Source organism: Corynebacterium sp. ACRPE (assembly GCF_022347435.1).
GTDB classification, from domain to species: Bacteria; Actinomycetota; Actinomycetes; order Mycobacteriales; family Mycobacteriaceae; genus Corynebacterium; species Corynebacterium tuberculostearicum_D.
Map to the genome: position 1 here is coordinate 1 of NZ_JAKRNA010000008.1, position 19,217 is coordinate 19,217.

Below are 19,217 nucleotides of genomic sequence, written 5' to 3' on the forward strand. Positions count from 1 at the left end.
CCCAGCCCTCTACGACAACGCTATCGACACCGACTACACCCACTCAATCGGCATTCAAAAAGGCCAAATCTAACCCCCGCGACACGCCGAGCCAGACACACATTTTGACCCTTAACCCGAACTTGTGGCTCGGCGCCACACAAAAAGCGCCGGTACCGCTTCCCCACCGCCAGTTCCCACAGGGAACCAAGAGGTTGGAAGCCGATACCGGCGCTTTCGCTATTCCAGCTGGTAGCTTAAGCGAATGCCTGGATGAGGTTGAGGCCTACGATGCACGCAAGCCAGATAATTACCATCACCACGGTGTAACGGTCCAAGTTCTTTTCCACGACGGTCGAGCCGGAAAGGTTAGACTGCACGCCGCCGCCGAAGAGGCTGGACAGGCCGCCACCTTTGCCCTTGTGCAGCAGCACGAAGATGGACATCAAAATAGCTGCGATGACCAAAATGATTTCCAGTGCCAAGACCATGAGGATAATCCTTATTTCTAACGTGCGCCCTGCGGGTAACTCTCGCCACCCGCTAGCGCGGAATCGTACTTTTAGGCTTCGCGTACAGCGAAGTAATCACACCGGCCCACTGTACACGATGGCGCGGGCTGGAACCATTCCAACCCGCGCCTTAGCGCGAACCTGTGACAGGTGATAACTCCTGTTAGCTCAGAGCATTAGCTGCGTTAGCAGCCAACTTGGCAAACTCCTCGCCGACCAAGGAAGCGCCACCAATGAGGCCGCCGTCGACGTCAGGCTTGCTGACAATCTCTGCAACGGAATCAACCTTGACGGAACCACCGTAGAGAATGCGAATACCTGCAGCAACTTCCTCACCTGCGAGCTCCTTTACGAGCTCGCGGATGGCGGCGCAGACTTCCTGGGCATCGTCTGCGGAGGCAACCTTGCCGGTGCCAATCGCCCACACTGGCTCGTAGGCGATAACGGTCTTGGCAAGCTGGTCTGCGCTCAGGCCAGCCAAAGAATTGCGGGTCTGGTTAACCACGTAGTCCACGTGGGTACCGGCCTCGCGTACAGCCAACGGCTCGCCTACGCACACGATGGGGCTGATGCCATTGTCCAATGCTGCGGCTGCCTTCTCTGCAACGAGCTTATCGGTCTCGCCGTGGTACTGACGGCGCTCCGAGTGGCCCACGACCACCCAGCTGCAGCCGAGCTTGGCCAGCATCTTGCCAGATACTTCACCAGTGAATGCGCCGGACTCGTGCTTAGAGATGTCCTGCGCACCGTAGGTGACCTGCAGCTTGTCGCCCTCTACCAACGTTTGGATGGTGCGAATATCAGTAAACGGGACCATGTAGGCCACGTCGACCTTCTCGTAATAGTCCTTTGGCAGGGAGAAGGCGAACTTTTGAACGGAGCCGATGGCCTCGACGTGGTCGAGGTTCATCTTCCAATTACCTGCAATAAGTGGGGTGCGTGCCATGAATTTTTCCTCTCTTTTTGGCAAGTTGATCAGGCAGTTTTAGGCTTCCAGGACAGATACGCCCGGAAGTTCCTTGCCCTCGAGGTACTCGAGGGAGGCGCCGCCACCGGTGGAGATGTGGCTAAAGCCGTCCTCGTCCAAGCCAAGCATGCGCACGGAGGCAGCGGAGTCGCCGCCACCGACGACGGAGAAGGAACCGTTGTTTGCGGTGGCGTCGATAATAGCCTGCGCTACACCAGCAGTGCCCTTGGAGAAAGCTTCCATTTCGAATACGCCCATTGGGCCATTCCAAAAGACGGTCTTGGAAGAAGCAAGAACATCTGCAAACTTTTCCACGGACTTTGGTCCAATATCCAGGGACATCCAGCCCTCAGGAATGCCATCGAGCTCGACCACCTGGGTCTCTGCATCCGCTGCGAACTTGCTTGCAGCAATCAGATCAACCGGAAGCACCAGCTTGTCGCCAAAGCGCTTGAGCAGGTCCTTGCAGTTTTCGATCTGATCTTCTTGCAGCAGGGACTCTTGCACGTTGTAGCCCTTGGCAGCCAGCAGGGTGTAGCACATGCCGCCACCAATGATGACCTTGTCTGCCTTGCCGGCCAGTGCTTCAATCACGCCGAGCTTGTCCGAAACCTTGGCGCCGCCGAGGACGACCACGTACGGGTGCTCCGGCTCCTTAGCTACCGTGGACAGAACCGACAGTTCCTTTTCTACGAGCTTGCCTGCGTAAGCCGGCAGGCGCTTAGCGACGTCATACACAGATGCCTGCGCACGGTGAACAACGCCAAAGCCATCAGAAACAAAAGCGCCGTTATCGGCTGCCAGAGCAACGAGCTCGTCAGCGAACTGGCCGCGCTCAGCCTCGTCCTTGGAGGTCTCACGAGGGTCGAAGCGGACGTTTTCTACCAACATCACGTCACCATCGTTGAGGCCGTTGGCACGCTCATGAGCGTCTTCTCCGGTGACGTCGCCGGCTAGGGCAACGTACTGGTCAAGCGCCTCAGACAGCGCTTCAGCTACTGGAGCCAAAGAGAACTTAGAGTTTACCTCACCCTTTGGACGACCCAGGTGTGCGGAAAGAATGACCTTTGCGCCACCTTCTACCAGTGCCTTGATGGTCGGAAGAGAAGCGTTAATACGTCCGGGATCGGTAATGTTTCCCTCTTCATCAAGTGGAACATTGAAGTCAGAGCGGACGAGGACGTGGCGGGATTCGACGCCCTCCTTGAGAAGATCGTCAAGTGTCTGGAAAGCCATTATTTACTCCTTAAATAATTCGGACGGGTCAAAAGGCTATAGATATAAGAATACCGGCCGCGACGCGGCGCCGTTAAGGCTTGCATCAGGCCGGTTCCTCATTGCTAGAGCTCTAGTTTAGAGCTTGTCTGCCACCAGGTTGGTCAGGCGAACGAGCTGGGAGGTGTAGCCCCACTCGTTGTCGTACCAGCCCAGAACCTTGACCAGGTTGCCGTTGGAAACCTTGGTCATGCCGGAGTCGAAAATGCAGCCGTGCGGGGAGGTAACAATGTCGGTGGAAACCAGCGGATCCTCGGTGTATGCGAGGGTGTCCTTGAGCTCGCCCTCAGCAGCTTCCTTCAGGGCGGCGTTGATTTCCTCGGCGGTGACATCGCGGGAAGCGGTGAAGGTCAGGTCGGTAGCGGAGCCGGTGATAACCGGAACGCGCATTGCGTAACCATCCAGCTTGCCGTCCAGCTCAGGCAGAACCAGGGATACGGCCTTAGCAGCGCCAGTGGAGGTAGGCACCATGTTTACTGCAGCGGCACGGGCGCGGCGCGGATCCTTGTGCGGAGCGTCCTGGATGCGCTGGTCGCCGGTATAAGCGTGAACGGTGGTCATCAGGCCCTTTTCAATGCCGAACTTGTCATTGAGAACCTTTGCCATCGGTGCCAGGCAGTTGGTGGTGCAGGATGCCGCGGAGATGACGTTGTGATTTGCCGGATCATAGGTGTCAGAGTTGACGCCATAGACGAAGGTTGCGTCTACTTCCTTGCCCGGAGCGGAGATGATGACCTTCTTGGCGCCAGCCTCGAGGTGAGCCTTGGCATCGTTGCCGTTGGTGAAGCGGCCGGTGGACTCGATAACGAGGTCTACGTTGTACTCGCCCCACTTGAGCTGCTTCGGGTCCTTCTCTGCGGTTACCACGATGCGGTGGCCGTTAACAGTAATGGACTCATCGTCGTGAGTAATTTCGCCATCGAAGCGGCCCAGTACGGAGTCGTACTTCAGCAGGTTAGCCAGCGAGCCGTTGTCGGTCAGGTCGTTTACTGCAACAACTTCGAGGTTGTTGTCACCCTGAGCGACTGCACGGAAAAAGTTACGGCCGATGCGGCCAAAGCCATTGATACCTACGCGGATAGTCACTGTATTTCTCCTCAAAGAGTCGAGTAAATGTGTGTACGGGCATTAGCGCGGGTCCTTCAATGAAGTCTGTGTTTGAGAAGCGCCCGAGCGTTTTCCCTTACATTGCCGATACTACCGAGCGTTTTTTGTCAGCGCAGGCTCCCAGCGGCCTTGAGAACTAGTGGATGACAGATTTTCCAAAAGCGCGTACACTCTTTCCGATCCTTTTTATTTCCCACATACAAACCAGCTGGATAGGCCCGAACACGTGGGTTTGTGTTGGGTTTACACCGTTATCGTGAGATATACCACTGTTACACTTCAGGGGTTACACCCACCTCTGTCCGATCGGACATTGAGAAATGCTCCCGCTAACACCAAACAAGACGACCGTATTGTTTCCATGACGCCCACCGCACGATATGCTTTCCTTACTCACTGGCTCACAAAGCGTTTAAGGCAACCCTGCCTGCTCTAGCGCCACCGTTGGTCACCGTGAGAATGCTTTCAGGTGCCCGTAGTTTCCTACGGGCAAGACCACCGTAGAAATCAAGGACGTCTCTTGTTCGAAATAAATACCTCTGCTGTGGGTGACAGCCTCGGGCTTACCGCCCTGGTGGCGATTCTCCCGCTCATTGCATTCTTTATCATGCTGCTAGGCGTAAAGGCACGCGCGCATACTTCTGGCGCCGTTGCCCTGGCAGTATCCCTCATTATTGCCATCGCCGGCTTCTCCATGCCGGTAGATATGGCTTTGTCCTCCGCCGTACGCGGCGGGCTATTCGGTCTCCTGCCCATTGTCTGGGTCATCATTACCGCAATCTGGTTCTATGAAATCACCGTAGCCTCCGGGCGCTTCGAGGATCTGCGCAAGACCTTTGACCTTTTGGGTGATGGCGATATTCGCATTCAGGCTATCCTCATCGCCTTCTGTTTTGGCGGTTTGTTGGAGGCCCTCGCTGGCTTCGGCGCCCCCGTGGCCATTACCGCAACCATGATCATGGCCCTTGGCGTGAAGCCACTGCGCGCGGCAACAGTAGTTCTGATTGCTAATACCGCTCCGGTTGCCTTTGGCGCGGTTGGCATCCCGGTAACCACTGCTGGCGAGGTAGCCGGTCGCAGCGCCGAGCAGACCCAGGACATTGCAGCACTTATCTCCTTGCAGGTGCTGCTCATCGCCGCTATCGTGCCATTCCTCATCGCCTTTATCTTGGACGGCATCCGCGGTGTTAAGGAAACTGCCCCAGCAGCTGCCGTGATTGGCGTTTCCTTCGCGTTGGCTCAGTGGCTGTCCGCGACCTTCTTTGCGTACCAGCTCACCAACGTCATCGCCTGCATCGTCTCCTTGGGCTGTGCTTTCGCCTTCCTCCGGGTATGGAAGCCGAAGGGCGTCAAGGAGTTGCGCGAGCGTCTCGAGCTGCCTGCCGCCGAGTCCACCACCGACCTCAACGGGCGCCGTATCTGGATGGCGCTGCTTCCCTACGCGGTAGTAACCGTTGTCTTTGCTGTGGCAACCGCAGCCCCCGCCATCTTCGGATTCCTCAAGATCCACTTTGCCTGGCCTTTGCTTGATGACGCGATTGTCGACGCCGACGGTAACCTCATGGATACCAGCTTCAGTTTCAATGTCTTTGGCAACCCAGGTACGCTCCTGCTGCTCTCGGGCATTATCGTTGCGGTTGTCTACCACTTCTTCAATGAAAATGGCCGCTACAGCCTAGGCTTTGGACAGCCGGTAAGCGCCTTTGGGGACGTCGTCAGCCGCATGAAGTTCTCGGCTCTTACCATCATCCTGGTGCTGGCCTTGGCCTATACGATGAACTACTCCGGCCAGACTATTGCTATTGGTGAGTTCGTCTCTTCTGCCGGCAGCATCTTTGCGCTCTTCGCCCCAGTCCTGGGCTGGATTGGTACCGCGGTTACTGGCTCCGATACGTCTGCTAATGCCCTCTTTGCCAACCTGCAGGTAGCAGCGGCAGAACGAATTGGCGTAAACCCTGACCTCATGCTCGCGGCCAATACCGCAGGCGGCGTCGTGGGCAAGATGATCTCCCCGCAGTCCCTTGCAATTGCGGCTACCGCCGTCAATATGGAGGGCAAGGAATCTGTCATCCTGAAGAACGTAGTGGGCTACTCCGTGGCCTTCCTGGCTTTTGTCTGTGTCATCGTGTTCTTGATGACCAACGTCCTAGGGTTCCTGGTTCCCTAATTCTTTAACGCTTCTGGCTAGCCGGTTGCGCACCTGCTAGCCAGAAGGCACTAAAAATCTCCCCGCAGCTGCGCCTACCGCTTTGGTATCCGCACTGCGGGGAGTTCTTTTAATGTAGGTGATTCCGAGCGTCAGGATTCGTTGAAGAGGTCATCTGTAATCGCTTGGTTGGTATCGGGGATATCAAGCTCCTCGGCTCGTTTATCGGCCATCGACAGCAAGCGGCGAATACGCCCGGCTACTGCATCCTTGGTCATAGGAGGCTCGGCCAAGCGGCCCAACTCTTCGAGCGAAGCCTCGCGGTGCTGAACTCGCAAGCGGCCTGCGTCTGCCAAGTGCTCAGGCACATCATCGCCAAGGATTTCCATGGCGCGGTCAACGCGCGCTGCCGCGGTAACCGCGGCGCGTGCAGAACGCCGAAGGTTGGCGTCATCAAAATTGTCCAAGCGCCGAGACGTATCGTGCGCCTCCCGCTTAACTCGCTTCTTTTCCCAGCTCAATCGAGTCTCCTGAGCGCCCATACGCGTAAGAAGCGCCCCGATAGCATCGCCATCGCGTACAACGACGCGGTCTTCACCACGGGTCTCCTTGGTCTTCGCTGAGATACCAAGGCGGCGGGCGCAGCCCACCAGTGCCAACGCAGCCTCTTGGCACGGGCAGGTGACTTCCAGCGCGGAAGAGCGGCCTGGCTCCGTGAGGCTGCCATGGGCAAGGAAGGCTCCGCGCCATGCTGCTTCGCTATCGGCCACGGTGCCGGAGATGACCTGCGGCGGCAGACCCACTACTGCATGGCCGGAGCGGGTGATAAGGCCCAGCCGACGAGTCAACTCTTTCGCACCGGTGGAAATGCGGACCGTTACGCGAGTCTTCTTGGTGGTTCCTGCTGGACCGGCAACGTGGCTCTCGGCGGATATCCCATAGAGGTCATCGAGTGCGGTCATGACGCGCCGCGCAATGGCGTGGCTTTCTAGCGCCAGCTCATAGGACATGCTGTCGCCGGAAATATCTAGTTCGCCGGCGAATCGCAACATCGCCGCCAGTTCGGCAGCGCGAGCGGACTGGCGTGGCACGACGACAGCCGTCAATTCTTCTTTGACCTGGTCGGTCAATGGTGTGGTCACCTAGTTCGCCCCATTTCTATTCTCACAGTCACGAAGTATGCATACAGGCTAGAGCCTTGGCTCACGGCCTAGTGCGGTGAAAGGATTTCTGACATCATACCGCGCGGACTCGGTCACCGCGCAGTCGGCCGAGTGCGGCCGCTCGCACGATGCCGCGGTGATTTAGCGCCGGTTCTGATCGCGAGTGCTGCGATAGTCCGAATATAGGTCCAAGAGTGCCGCAGACAGCTTTTCCGGATCGTGCTTATTGATGCTGCGGCCATTGGCATCAACTTGGCTCACATCCGCAAAGGTAGCGCGAGCGCCTAGGGACTGCGCGGCGCGCTGAATATAGACGCGCTCACTATCGGTGGGCAAAGCCGCCTCATCCACCAAAATGCGGTCGATCCGCAGATCAGGGGCGTGTTGAGCGAGCACATGCAAGTGACGCTCGGCGGAAAAGCCATTAGTCTCACCGGGCTCGGCCGAAAGGTTCAAAACAACGACGCGCAGCGCATCGGAAGCAGAAATCGCGTCCACTACCTGTGGCACCAGAGTATGCGGCAATACCGAGCTAAACCACGAGCCCGGACCGATGGTAATAAGGTCCGCGCGCTGTATGGCATCGAGGGCATCCGGATTCGCGCTGGGCCGTTCGGGCACGATGCGCACGCGCCGCACCTGGCCCGGCGTGGAAGCGACTGCAACCTGGCCGCGGACCTGGCGCATGACACGGGGGTCGTCGTCAAGCCCGGCTACGTCCGCCTCAATCTCTAGCGCCTGGTTGACCACTGGGAAGACTCGCCCCTGGGAATTAGTAAGTTCTGCGATGGTATCCAGGGCAGCTTGATAATCGCCGAGCACATCCGTCAATCCAGCAATCATCAGATTGCCCACCGCATGCCCTGCCATAGCGCCATTGCCACCAAAACGGTGCTGCAAGGTACGCGCCCACAAGTCCCCCACTGGGTCACTATTGGCCAAGGCAGCCAGCGCCATGCGCAAGTCACCCGGTGGAATGATTTCCAGCTCGCGGCGCAAACGGCCAGAGGAACCGCCATCATCCGCAACGGTAACAATGGCAGAAATATCGGTCGCCTCGCTAAAGCGTGCGGACAGAAGGGTTTGATAAAGTCCATGGCCGCCGCCAAGGCAGACCATGTGTGAAGGATTGGTCATAAAAGCGTTAAAACTCCTGTGCTCTAGCCTCGAGCGATATCCCTATGCAAGGTGCTTACGTCTAATGTGTCATTGTCCCGCAGGCGCGCCGCAATAGCCTCTGCGATGGCGACGGACCGGTGGTGACCTCCCGTGCATCCGACTCCAAGCGTGATGAAGTTCTTGCCCTCATGGCGGTAGCCATCCAGCATGGTGGAAAACATCTGCAAGAAATTGTCCACGAATTCCTGCGCCGCTGGCTGCGAGAGCACATAGTGGGCAACCGGTTCATCCGTACCGCGGTATCCGCGCAGTTCCGGAACCCAATAGGGGTTGGGCAGGAACCGCACGTCGACTACTAAGTCAGCATCGCGGGGCGAGCCATTCTTAAATCCGAAGGATTCGACGGTGACATGCTGCTTTTCATTTTGCATCTCACCAAAGGCGGCCTCAATGGCACGGCGAAGATCATGAATGGATAGGCTCGTCGTATCGATAATGATATCCGCATGGGAACGCACATCTGCCACTGCCCGGCGCTCGCGTTGGATTCCTACTTTAAGCGTGTCCCCCTCCTGCAAGGGGTGGGTGCGCCGCACCGAATCGAATCGGCGGATGAGTACATCATCGCGGGCATCCAAGAAGAGCACGGTGGGCTTCATATTTAGTTCCGTAAGCTCATCCATAATCTCCAACAGAGACCCTGGGAACATGCGCGAGCGCACATCCGTTACGGCTGCTACCTTGCCCACTGGAGTTTCCTCTTGGTTGCACAGCTTGAGCAGGTCAACAATGGCGCGAGGCGGAATATTGTGGGCCACGTAGTAGCCCTTGTCCTCAAACACTTTGGCAGCGGAACTCAACCCGCCGCCGGACATGCCGGTTATCAAAATGGGTGGAGTTTCGAAATGCGTCATGCTCTTCAGTCTAGCGCTTCAAGATTCGCTGCCTCTAGGAGAATGCCACTTAATTGCTCGCAGAATCATGCAAGCTCTCGTACACGGTCTGGGCCAGTTTGGGACCAAAACCGTTTACCTCACAGATCTCTTCCACAGTGGCGGCCTTGAGCTTTTTCACCGAACCGAAATGCTTGACCAGATCGGTGCGCCGTTGCGGACCCAATCCAGGAACGGAATCGAGTACCGAGGAACGCATCCGCTTTGAGCGCTGCTGCCGGTGGTAAGTAATGGCAAAGCGGTGGGCTTCATCGCGAATTTGCTGCAGGAGGAAGAGCGCTTGCGAGTTTCGCGGCAAAATCACCGGCTCATCATCGCCAGGAACCCAGATCTCCTCGAGGCGCTTGGCCAAGCCCACCAGGGTTACATCCACGATGCCTAACTCATCAAATACCTCTTGAGCCGCGGCCACCTGGGGCGCACCGCCATCCACGATAAAAAGCTGCGGTGGATACGCAAAGCGACGCCCCGCTTCGGCAGATTCTTCCGCCACCTTCTCCTCTGCAAAGGAAGACTCTTCTACTTCCTCATCCGGATGGGCCAGCTTATCTTGCTTATGGCGCTTAAACCGACGGCGCGTGATCTCTGCGATAGAACCGACGTCATCCGAGCGGCCATCACCTGCCGCTTCCTTGATGCGGTAGCGCCTATAGTCCGACTTCTTGGGCAAACCATCTTCAAAGACCACCAGGGAAGCAACCACATCTGTGCCTTGAATGTGCGAGATATCGGTACATTCAATGCGCAATGGGGCTTGCTCCATGCCTAGGGCTTCTTGAATATCCTGCAATGCCGCCGAACGTGCGGTGAGGTCTCCTACCCGCTTGAGCTTATGCTGACGCAACTGCTCCTTGGCGTTTTTCTCCACCGTGGCCATAAGCTGCTTTTTATCGCCGCGCTGGGGAACACGCAGGTCCACCTGGGCACCGCGCAGCTCCTCCAACAACTCGATGACCTGCTCCGGTTCATCCGGCAGGGCCTGAACCAAAATTTGGCGCGGAATAACCTGCACGCGGCGAGATTTCATGTGCGATTCTTGGTCCACCCCGCGCCGCTTCACGTCCGCGGCAAGCGCAGCATCTTCGCGCGCCTCTTGTTTCTCGCGCTCTACTGCATCGGAATAGAACTGGATGAGGAAGTTTTGTACCAACGCGGGCAGCGCGGGATCAGGTTTTCCTTCGTCCAAGGGCTCTGAACTCGCCTGATCGCCGGCGCGTTCGACTACCCAACCGCGCTGACCGCGAATGCGCCCATCGCGAACATGGAAAATCTGTACCGCTGCCTCAAGTTCATCGGAGTTAAAAGCAATGAGATCAGCATCCGTGCCGTCTGTGAAGACCACAGCCTGCTGTTCCATAATCTTGTCAATAGCGCCCAAATCATCGCGCAGGCGCGCCGCGCGCTCGAACTCTAGGTTCTCGGCGGCCTGCTCCATGTCCTGGGTGAGTTTGCGGCGTACTGAACCGGTGTTGCCATTCATGAAGGACACGAGATCGTTGACCGTCTCGCGGTGTTCTTCCTTGCTTACTCGGCCAATGCAGGGTGCATCGCATTTGCCGATGTATCCCAAAAGGCACGGACGCCCTAGCCGCTCATGCCGGTTATATACTCCCTTGGAGCAGGTACGCATGGGAAAGACGCGGGTAAGCAAGTCCAAGCTTTCGCGCACGGCCCAAGCATGGGAATAGGGGCCGAAATAGCGTACGCCCTTGCGCCGCGGTCCACGGTAGAAGAAGGCGCGAGGGACCGTCTCTCCGACCGAAACCGCGAGCATAGGATAGGTCTTATCGTCGCGGTACATGACGTTGAAGTGTGGATCAAAGCGCTTGATCCACGTGTACTCCAACTGCAAGGCTTCCACCTCGCTGGCAACTACCGTCCACTCCACCGAGTTGGCGGTGAGGACCATTTGGCGAGTACGCGGGTGCAGTTGCGTGATGTCCTGGAAATAGTTAGACAGCCGAGCGCGCAGGTTCTTGGCTTTGCCCACGTAGATAACGCGGCGGTTTTCATCGCGGAACTTATAGACGCCTGGGTCGGTGGGAATGGTTCCCGGAGCCGGGCGGTAGGTGGTGGGGTCAGCCAATTGTTAATCCTGGGGCATGTACTTGGCTTCCACGTCGCGGAAGCGGCGGACGTTGTCAATGACGGTGTCCTTATCGCCAGACTGCAAAGCCCAGACGGGAACGAACTCGAACTCGGGCAGCTCAAGGCGTGCCATACGTTGGCCCACGGGGAAGGAAAGTCCGTAGACCACCTGCCACGGATAAAAGCGGGTGCCCACGATATTGCGGACTTCTACCCCATCCTCATTGGCGCGCAAGCGGGGACGGTTAAGAGCGATCCAGGAGAGAACGGAAATGAGAACACCAACGCCAGGGAAAGCGAATTTGTCGATGGTGGTCACGTGCGCACCGGTAAAAGACACATCCAAGGTGACTCCCATAAAGATATGGATGGCCAGAACGAGAATCACCCAGGCGATAGCCACCTTGCGCAGGAAGGGCGAGGTCGCCGTGTACTCCCATGGTTTAGACGTGGTCTGTGCGAAGGGATCGGCGCTGGTATAGGCCAATACTTCGGCGTCGCTAAGCTGGCGGCTGTGCTGCGGATTCTTTGGGGCCTGCGCCTCGTTCATGTGCATACTCCTTTGGGGCGCGCCCCGCCGGCCACCTTGGTGGTCAAGCGTTGGGCGCTGACGCATTGCTAGAGGTTACTTTTGTGCTGCGTTTAGTGTACGCAACTGCAGCGCGGTGTCTAAAGCGGCGATCATAGCTTCGGCGCCCTTGTTTTCTACCGAATCTGCAAAACCGGCGCGGTCGATAGCCTGCTGCTGGTCGTTGACGGTCAAAACGCCATTAGCTACTGGGGTGGATTCATCGAGCGAGATACGGGTCAGCGCTTGGGTGACGGAGTCGCAAACGTAGTCAAAGTGGGGGGTGCCGCCACGGATAACGCAGCCTAGTGCCACCACGGCATCGTAGGAGCGGGCTGCTGCTTGGACCACAACGCCAAGTTCCAGGGCACCTACCACTCGGTATTCGGCAACCTCAGCTCCATTATCGGTAGCAGTCTGCACCGCCTGGGCATGGAGCTGGTCGCAGATTTCTGCGTTCCACGTAGCAGTAACCACAGCAACGCGCAGTCCACTGCCATCAACCTGGGCAATATCAGGCAGGCCTTCTTTACTCATCGCTATCCTTTCGATTGCACGTTAAAGCTTTACTTATGTTCGGCATCCCACTGGGCAACCTGCGGGAGGTCGTGGCCCATGCGGTCGCGTTTAGTACGCAAGTAGTCAATATTATCCGCGTGGGCAGGGGTTGCCAGCGGCGTGTGGTGGCTGGCGTCCAGCCCAAAGCCACTCAGCCCCTCGCCCTTATGCGGATTATTGGTTAAGAGGTGTGCGGATTCTATGCCGAGATCGCGAAGGATCTGCCCGGCCACGGAATACTCGCGGGCGTCCTCGGGCAGTCCCTGCTCCAAGTTGGCATCGACGGTGTCCATGCCCGAATCCTGCAGGCGGTAGGCCTCCAGCTTATGCAAAAGCCCGATGCCACGGCCTTCCTGACCGCGCAGGTAAATGACCACACCGCGGCCCTCCTGGCTGATAAGGCGCATGGACTCATGCAGTTGGGGCCCGCAATCGCAGCGCCGTGAGCCAAAGGCATCACCGGTTAGGCATTCGGAATGGACACGCACCATGACGTCGCGTGCGCCGCGCAGTTCGGAAGGTTCCCCTGCGACCAACGCAACGTGTTCCTGCCCGTCTACCTCATGGCGGTAGCCGATGGCGGTGAAGTGACCATATTCGGTGGGTAGCTCAGTGGCAACCTGGCGCGTGACCTGCGTTTCATTATGGCGGCGCCACTCGATGAGCTGCGCGATAGAGATCATGGAGAGCCCATGCGTATCGGCAAAGCGACGCAACTCTGGCGAGCGCGCCATATCCGTGGGGTCATCCTCGGAGACGATCTCGCACAGCACACCAGCCGGGCGCAGTCCCGCCAATCGGGCCAGATCAATAGAAGCCTCCGTATGGCCGTCACGCTCCAGTACGCCGCCCGGGCGAGCACACAGCGGCACCACGTGGCCTGGACGGGTGAACTCCCCTGGAGTGGTGCTGGGGTCTGCCAGGCGGCGGATGGTTTCTGCGCGCGAGGTGGCAGAAATACCGGTACTGCCCGTTGCTGCATCCACGGTCACCGTGTAGGCGGTGCCGCGTACATCTTGGTTGACCGCCAGCATCGGCGGTAGGTTCAACCGATTGCAATCGTCTGGCAATAAGGGTGCGCAGATATATCCAGAGGAATAGCGCACCATGAAAGCCACGAGTTCCGGGGTGGCTAGCTCCGCGGCGAAAATCAGATCGCCTTCATTTTCGCGATCCTCATCATCGATGACAACAACCGGCTTACCAGCGGCGATGTCCGCGATGGCCTGGTCGATGGAATCTAGACGGATGGAATTATCACTCGCGCTCATAAGGTAGCAGTCTAGTCCTTAGCCTCAGGGGGTTGAGCTTCGGGGTGAAGCATCTTTTCAACATACTTGGCCAGCACATCCACCTCGAGATTTACCTCTCCTCCCACCGGCAAGGCGCCATGAATAGTATCGCGCAAAGTGGTGGGGATAAGGGATACCTCGAACCAGTCTGGGCCCACGGCGCTCACGGTCAGCGAGGTGCCGCTCACGGCAATGGAGCCCTTTTCCACGACGTATCGGGAAAGCTCCGACGGCAAGCTAAACCGCAGCACATCCCAGTTCTCGGAACTAATTCGGGTCTGCAGCGTAGCGGTACCGTCCACGTGGCCTTGCATAATGTGCCCGCCCAGCCGGGTGGTGGGAAGCAGTGCCGGTTCGACATTGACCGGATCGCCCTCGGCAAGGCGCCCCAGTGCGGTGCGGTCGAGGGACTCCTGCATCACATCCGCACAAAAAGTATCCGCCGACAGATCCGCCACGGTAAGGCATACGCCGTTAATGGCAATGGAATCACCCAGTGCGGCCCCCGCAACGGTACGCGGGGCACGAATGCTCAGGCGAAGCGCGTCTGCGTGCGGCTCCATTGCATCCACGGTGCCCAACTCTTGTACTAGCCCAGTAAACACTTCCAACCTTTCTCGCTCACTACTATGTCCAGCGTCTAGCGCACGTACTCAATAAGAACGTCGTCACCCAGCGCCTTCATTCCCACCCTGTGGAAACGGGTGGCCTCTGCCAGTGTCTGGGTCACGGGGTGCGCAAGCACGCCACGGCCCTCGCCCAGCAAAAGTGGCGCGATATAGGCCGAGATGGCATCTACCAAGTCAGCCTTGAGAAAGCTGCTGGCCAGGCCTGCGCCTCCTTCCACGAGGACGTCGCGGGCACCGGTGGCGTAGAGTTCGTAGAGAGCTTCTTCGATGCTGTCGTACTGCTCGTACCCCAACTCGCGCAGGTGGCTTGCTGCATCGCCTGCCGATTCCAAATCACGCTTGCCAATGACCACCCGGCGGGGCTGGTGCGCGCGCAAGCTGCCGTCGCTCAAGCGCGCGGTGAGCGAGGGATTATCAGCCAGCGCCGTGCCGGTACCTACCACGATGGCATCGCGGTGCGCCCTATCGGCATGCACCCAGTCGCGCGCTGCCTCGCCCGTAATCCATTGGCTGGTTCCATCGGCCGCGGCCGTGAAACCGTCCAGCGTTTGCGCGAACTTCAAGGTGACGTGGGGTCGTTGGGTGCGCACGGCAAATAACCATGGTACCAAAGCATCCTCGGCGTGCGGGGGCTTTTCTAGCTTGGCGACATCCACTCCAGCCCCCGCCAACACTTCTGCTCCACCCGCAGCCTGCGGGGTGGGATCGGCGTGGAGGTAGTACACGCGAGCCACGCCGGCATCGATAAGCGCCTGCACGCAGGGACCCGTGCGACCGGTGTGCGCGCAGGGTTCCAAGGTGACCACGGCCCTGGCGCCGCGCGCCTTATCTCCGGCCTCCTGCAACGCCATGACCTCGGCATGCGCACCTCCCACGGGCTGGGTGGCGCCGACGCCCACAATTTCCCCGGCTGAGGACACGATGACCGCGCCAACGGGTGGGTTAGGGCTCGTGGTTCCGCGGACCTCAGCACCGGCGGCCATTGCGCGCAATAGCGCCGCGGAGATGTTGCTGTCTTGTAGCTCCGCGCCCATTAAGCACCATCCGCCAGATCACGCAGCTGCTTCACGATGCCGGCGGGGTCGTCCGATTTGAATACGGCTGAGCCTGCCACGAAAGCGTCGCAGCCGGCCTCGGCGGCTGCCTCGATGGTCTCTGGTGAAATGCCGCCATCGATCTCGATGATGGTGTCAAGGCCCTGCTCATCAATGCTGCGGCGCAGCTTATGGACTTTCTCTAGCATTTCTGGCATGAACTTTTGCCCGCCGAAGCCAGGCTCCACAGACATCACGAGCACCTCATCGAAATGGTGCAGCTTATCCAACCACGGCTCGATGGCAGTGCCTGGCTTGATGGAAAAGGCCGCACGCACGCCCAAATCGCGGATGCGCTGGGCCAAGTCCACTGCCGCCTGGTCATCGGTGACGGCCTCCACGTGGAAGATAATCGTATGCGCGCCCGCCTTGGCATAGGTCTCAACCCACTTTTCGGGTTGCTCAATCATGAGGTGGACATCTAGTGGCTTATCGGTGCTGCTATGGACCGTGGCCGTGATATCTGGGCCGAAAGACAGGTTGGGCACAAAGTGCCCATCCATAATGTCCACATGGACCCAGTCTGCGGTATCAATCGCCGCTAGCTCCTCGCCCAAGCGAGAAAAATCAGCGGCCAAGATGGAAGGGGAAATAATCGGTGCGGACATGCCCACCAGTCTATCGCGATTAGTTGGCTGCACGGCGAAGGGCCGCAAAGAACATGGCGTCGGTACCGTGGCGATGTGGCCACATCTGCACGGATTTCTCGTGGCCTACATCGCCCATATCAGGAATGAGAGCATGTGCGTCGAGTTCTTCGGCGCCGAGTTCGCGCACGGCGCGGTCAACGATGCCCCGGGTTTCGCGCAGATCTGGCGAACACGTGGAGTAGATGACCACGCCACCTGGACGCACCAGGTTTAAAGCGGAGGACAAGAGCTCGAATTGCAGCTGGTTAAGCTCGGCAATATCGGCCTCCGACTTGCGCCACCGCGCCTCGGGTCGGCGACGGAGGGCGCCGAGGCCGGAGCAGGGGGCATCGACAAGCACGCGGTCAAAGCCCTCTCCCACGCCGGGATTGCGGCCATCTGCCACATGAACGTCCACGGGCAAATCGCTGACCGTCTTTTCAATCAGCGCCGCTCGGTGCGGGGATACCTCCACTGCATCCACGTGCGCGGAGTCGATGCGGGCAAGCGCTCCCATCAAGGCCGCCTTACCGCCGGGACCGGCGCAGAGATCGAGCCACCGGCCGGTGTCCTCGCCCTCGAGGGGCGCCTCGCATACCGCGCGGGCAATCAGCTGCGAGCCCTCGTCCTGCACGGCCGCCAATCCCTGGCGCACGGGTTCCAATTGGCCGGGGTCACCGGATTCCATGTACACCGCATAAGGGGAATAACGCCCCTCCTCATTGCCGGTCATCAGGGCCAATTCCTCGGCCGAGATTTCGCCGGGGCGCGCCACTAGATGCACCGAAGGTCGATCCGAATCCGCCGCCAGGGCAGCCTCCAACTCCCCTAGGCCCAACACGCGGCTAAACGATTCCGCAATCCAGGTGGGGTGGGCATGCTTAAAGGCGATGCCGGCGATTTCTCCCTGCGGGGCGAGCTTGTCCAGCCAGGCCTTGGCCGGCGTCCGCGTAATGGTGCGCATGATGCCATTGGCAAAGCCCTTGGCCTTGACTTCACCGGCGGCTTCTACCAAACGAACGGTGGTATCAACCGCCGCGTGTGGCTCCACGCGGGTATAAAGAACTTGATAGGCACCCAGACGCAAGGCATCAACGACGGCCGGGGAAATGGCCTCGAGGCCGCGCGAAGAGCATTCCGCGATGACGGCATCAACTACGCCAAGGGTGCGCAGCGTGCCGTAGGTGATTTCGGTGGCGAAGGCGGCATCGCGCCCCTTGAGCTTTTGCTTGCGCAGCGCCTTGGGCAAAATGAGGTTGGCAAAAGCATCATCCTCACTTACCCTGCGCACCACGTCGAAGGCGACCGCACGCGGCGCATCCACGCCCGCAGCCAGCGCGGCCTGAATCAGACCGCCTTCCTGGCGCTTGCCGGGACGCTGGCCCTTAACAGCCTGCCGGCCCCTGTGCTGCCCACCGCGGCTGCCACGCTGCTGCCGTTGCGGGCGGCCATCTCGGCCCTTCGCACCAGTGGATTTGTGGGAGTCCTGCGGCTTGCCCGCCGGCGACTTATCCCCGGACTTGCTGCGGGAACGGAAACCACCACTCATTGAAACTTCACCTCGGCATCCTTGCCTAGTCCGCGGGCCCAATCGGCCGCATTCATCATCTTCTTTCCCGGAGGCTGGATTTTACCCAGCTGGACTGGCTGCGTACCGGTACCGATGAATACGGCGTTCTTGGCAATGTGCAGCTGCCCTGGTTCTAATTCCTGTGGAACCGCCACCTCTTCTATGAGGCTGACCGGTCCAATCTTCACGCGGGCCTCGTCCCACATGGTCCATGCACCCGGCCCAGGCGTGTGTGCGCGAATGTGCCGATCGATAGCAAAGGCAGGCTGTGACCACTCCACGCGGGCCTGCGCGGTAGAGATTTTCGGCGCATAGGTAGCCTCGCCCTGCTGCGGCTGTGCCTCCAGCTGTCCCGCCGCTAGGCCATCCATGGTGGCCACGAGCAGATCGCCGCCGGAATAGGCAAGGCGCGTCAACAGGTCATCGGCAGTATCGGTGCCTTTAATCTCCTCCGTCACGGTGCCGAGCACCGGGCCCGTATCCAGGCCCTCTTCGATGCGGAAGGTTGATGCGCCGGTAACGTCATCGCCTGCGGCAATGGCAGCCTGCACCGGGGCCGCACCGCGCCATGCCGGAAGCAAGGAAAAGTGCAGGTTTACCCAGCCATGCTGTGGTAGTTCCAGGAGGTCTTTTGTCACCAAGTTGCCGTAGGCCACCACCGGAATCGCCTCTGGTTGCAAATCCTTTAAGCGGGCACGCAGCGCCTGACCGTCCTCGGAGTCAGGGCGCAGGGTGGTTGGGGTCAATACTTCAATGCCATGTTCTTGGGCGAGCGCCTTCACTGGGCTCGGGTGAAGAGTGCGGCCGCGGCCCTTCTTCGCGTCTGGGCGAGTAATTACCGCCACCACCTCGTGCGACGAGGCAAGTAGCTTTTCCAAGGCCACAACGGCTGGCTCAGGGGTACCGGCAAAAATGATCCGCATGCGGGGAAACTCTCCTCTTAATATCGTTCAAAATACTAGGCTACAACGCCGCAACGCTGCCGCCACAGCGAGTGGGCTACGAGGCGTTAAACCACTCGGATTCACGGATGGCGCGCATGGTCTCCTTGCGCACTGGTGCCTCCAAGCGTTGTAGGAAGAGCACCCCATCGAGGTGATCGGTCTCATGCTGGATGCACCGAGCCATCAGTCCTGAGGCCACCATGGACACAGGGCGCCCCTCAATATCCAGGCCAGACACAAAAACCCGGTTGAACCGCGTGGTTTCCGCGCTAATCCCCGGAATGGATAGGCATCCTTCCGGGCCTGTTTGCTGCTGCTCTCCCACCGGAGTCCAGACCGGGTTAACAATCGCCCCGCGCAGCCCAGATTGGGTATGCGAGCAGTCATAGACAAAGATGCGCTTCAAAATCCCCACCTGATTAGCCGCCAGCCCTACTCCCCCGGCTTTATCCATGGTCTCGAGCATATCGCTCGCCAAAGCGCGCAGACCGGCATCAAATCTACTAATTTCCTCCGCGCGGCTGCCCAAGACTGGGTCGCCGTAGATACGCAGCTCTCGAAGGGACATGGCAATCACACCTTTCTCATGGCACCGTGACCAAACCGGCCGGTGGTGGCGGCTTC

The 19,217-nt window shown here is 59.1% G+C and carries 18 protein-coding genes; 1 reads left to right on the forward strand and 17 read right to left on the reverse strand.

Features of this window, described 5'->3' with window-relative positions; all coding sequences use genetic code 11:
• Positions 1-236: 236 nt before the first annotated feature.
• The 4 genes from secG to gap all read right to left on the reverse strand — a co-directional run bounded on the left by secG (position 237) and on the right by gap (position 3,819).
• On the reverse strand, positions 237-470 hold the full coding sequence (secG, locus tag MHY13_RS05565; protein WP_005324856.1) for a preprotein translocase subunit SecG: 234 nt from the start codon (positions 468-470) through the stop codon (positions 237-239).
• A gap of 184 nt (positions 471-654) precedes the next feature.
• A complete protein-coding gene (gene tpiA, locus MHY13_RS05570; protein WP_005328415.1) occupies positions 655-1,437 on the reverse strand; it encodes a triose-phosphate isomerase in 783 nt (260 codons plus the stop codon).
• A 39-nt stretch (positions 1,438-1,476) separates the two neighbouring features.
• Positions 1,477-2,694: a phosphoglycerate kinase gene (pgk, locus tag MHY13_RS05575; RefSeq protein ID WP_239228816.1), complete on the reverse strand. Its 1,218-nt coding sequence runs from the start codon at positions 2,692-2,694 to the stop codon at positions 1,477-1,479.
• Positions 2,695-2,811: 117 nt separating this feature from the next.
• Positions 2,812-3,819 (reverse strand): type I glyceraldehyde-3-phosphate dehydrogenase, encoded by a 1,008-nt coding sequence (gene gap, locus MHY13_RS05580; protein WP_049378190.1) that lies wholly within the window; start codon positions 3,817-3,819, stop codon positions 2,812-2,814.
• A gap of 541 nt (positions 3,820-4,360) precedes the next feature.
• Here gap and MHY13_RS05585 point away from each other — a divergent pair.
• Entirely contained in the window at positions 4,361-6,007 is a 1,647-nt protein-coding gene (locus tag MHY13_RS05585) for an L-lactate permease (RefSeq protein ID WP_239228817.1), read from the forward strand.
• A gap of 131 nt (positions 6,008-6,138) precedes the next feature.
• Here MHY13_RS05585 and whiA read toward each other — a convergent pair whose 3' ends face one another.
• The 13 genes from whiA to def all read right to left on the reverse strand — a co-directional run bounded on the left by whiA (position 6,139) and on the right by def (position 19,161).
• Positions 6,139-7,128: a DNA-binding protein WhiA gene (gene whiA / locus MHY13_RS05590; RefSeq protein ID WP_239282128.1), complete on the reverse strand. Its 990-nt coding sequence runs from the start codon at positions 7,126-7,128 to the stop codon at positions 6,139-6,141.
• Between the two features lie 162 nt (positions 7,129-7,290).
• Positions 7,291-8,286 carry a uridine diphosphate-N-acetylglucosamine-binding protein YvcK gene (gene yvcK / locus MHY13_RS05595; RefSeq protein ID WP_239282256.1) on the reverse strand — a complete coding sequence of 332 codons (996 nt, stop codon included), beginning with the start codon at positions 8,284-8,286 and terminating at the stop codon, positions 7,291-7,293.
• 23 nt (positions 8,287-8,309) lie between these two features.
• Positions 8,310-9,191 (reverse strand): RNase adapter RapZ, encoded by an 882-nt coding sequence (gene rapZ, locus MHY13_RS05600; protein ID WP_179387568.1) that lies wholly within the window; start codon positions 9,189-9,191, stop codon positions 8,310-8,312.
• 40 nt (positions 9,192-9,231) lie between these two features.
• Positions 9,232-11,307 carry an excinuclease ABC subunit UvrC gene (gene uvrC, locus MHY13_RS05605; protein WP_239228820.1) on the reverse strand — a complete coding sequence of 692 codons (2,076 nt, stop codon included), beginning with the start codon at positions 11,305-11,307 and terminating at the stop codon, positions 9,232-9,234.
• Between the two features lie 3 nt (positions 11,308-11,310).
• The gene (locus MHY13_RS05610) at positions 11,311-11,859 is read right to left on the reverse strand and encodes a PH domain-containing protein (RefSeq protein ID WP_239228821.1); all 549 of its coding nucleotides are present in this window, start codon (positions 11,857-11,859) and stop codon (positions 11,311-11,313) included.
• Between the two features lie 75 nt (positions 11,860-11,934).
• A complete protein-coding gene (ribH, locus tag MHY13_RS05615; protein ID WP_049378203.1) occupies positions 11,935-12,414 on the reverse strand; it encodes a 6,7-dimethyl-8-ribityllumazine synthase in 480 nt (159 codons plus the stop codon).
• A 29-nt stretch (positions 12,415-12,443) separates the two neighbouring features.
• A complete protein-coding gene (locus MHY13_RS05620) occupies positions 12,444-13,706 on the reverse strand; it encodes a bifunctional 3,4-dihydroxy-2-butanone-4-phosphate synthase/GTP cyclohydrolase II (protein WP_239228822.1) in 1,263 nt (420 codons plus the stop codon).
• An 11-nt stretch (positions 13,707-13,717) separates the two neighbouring features.
• Positions 13,718-14,332: a riboflavin synthase gene (locus MHY13_RS05625; RefSeq protein ID WP_239282260.1), complete on the reverse strand. Its 615-nt coding sequence runs from the start codon at positions 14,330-14,332 to the stop codon at positions 13,718-13,720.
• Between the two features lie 35 nt (positions 14,333-14,367).
• Positions 14,368-15,390 (reverse strand): bifunctional diaminohydroxyphosphoribosylaminopyrimidine deaminase/5-amino-6-(5-phosphoribosylamino)uracil reductase RibD, encoded by a 1,023-nt coding sequence (ribD, locus tag MHY13_RS05630; protein ID WP_239228823.1) that lies wholly within the window; start codon positions 15,388-15,390, stop codon positions 14,368-14,370.
• Positions 15,390-16,058: a ribulose-phosphate 3-epimerase gene (gene rpe / locus MHY13_RS05635; RefSeq protein WP_239228824.1), complete on the reverse strand. Its 669-nt coding sequence runs from the start codon at positions 16,056-16,058 to the stop codon at positions 15,390-15,392. Before rpe ends, ribD begins: the two co-directional genes overlap by 1 nt.
• Before the next feature lie 19 nt (positions 16,059-16,077).
• A complete protein-coding gene (locus tag MHY13_RS05640; RefSeq protein ID WP_239228825.1) occupies positions 16,078-17,628 on the reverse strand; it encodes an RsmB/NOP family class I SAM-dependent RNA methyltransferase in 1,551 nt (516 codons plus the stop codon).
• Positions 17,625-18,572 carry a methionyl-tRNA formyltransferase gene (gene fmt / locus MHY13_RS05645; RefSeq protein ID WP_239228826.1) on the reverse strand — a complete coding sequence of 316 codons (948 nt, stop codon included), beginning with the start codon at positions 18,570-18,572 and terminating at the stop codon, positions 17,625-17,627. Before fmt ends, MHY13_RS05640 begins: the two co-directional genes overlap by 4 nt.
• Before the next feature lie 76 nt (positions 18,573-18,648).
• Positions 18,649-19,161 carry a peptide deformylase gene (gene def / locus MHY13_RS05650; RefSeq protein ID WP_239228827.1) on the reverse strand — a complete coding sequence of 171 codons (513 nt, stop codon included), beginning with the start codon at positions 19,159-19,161 and terminating at the stop codon, positions 18,649-18,651.
• Positions 19,162-19,217: the final 56 nt, after the last annotated feature.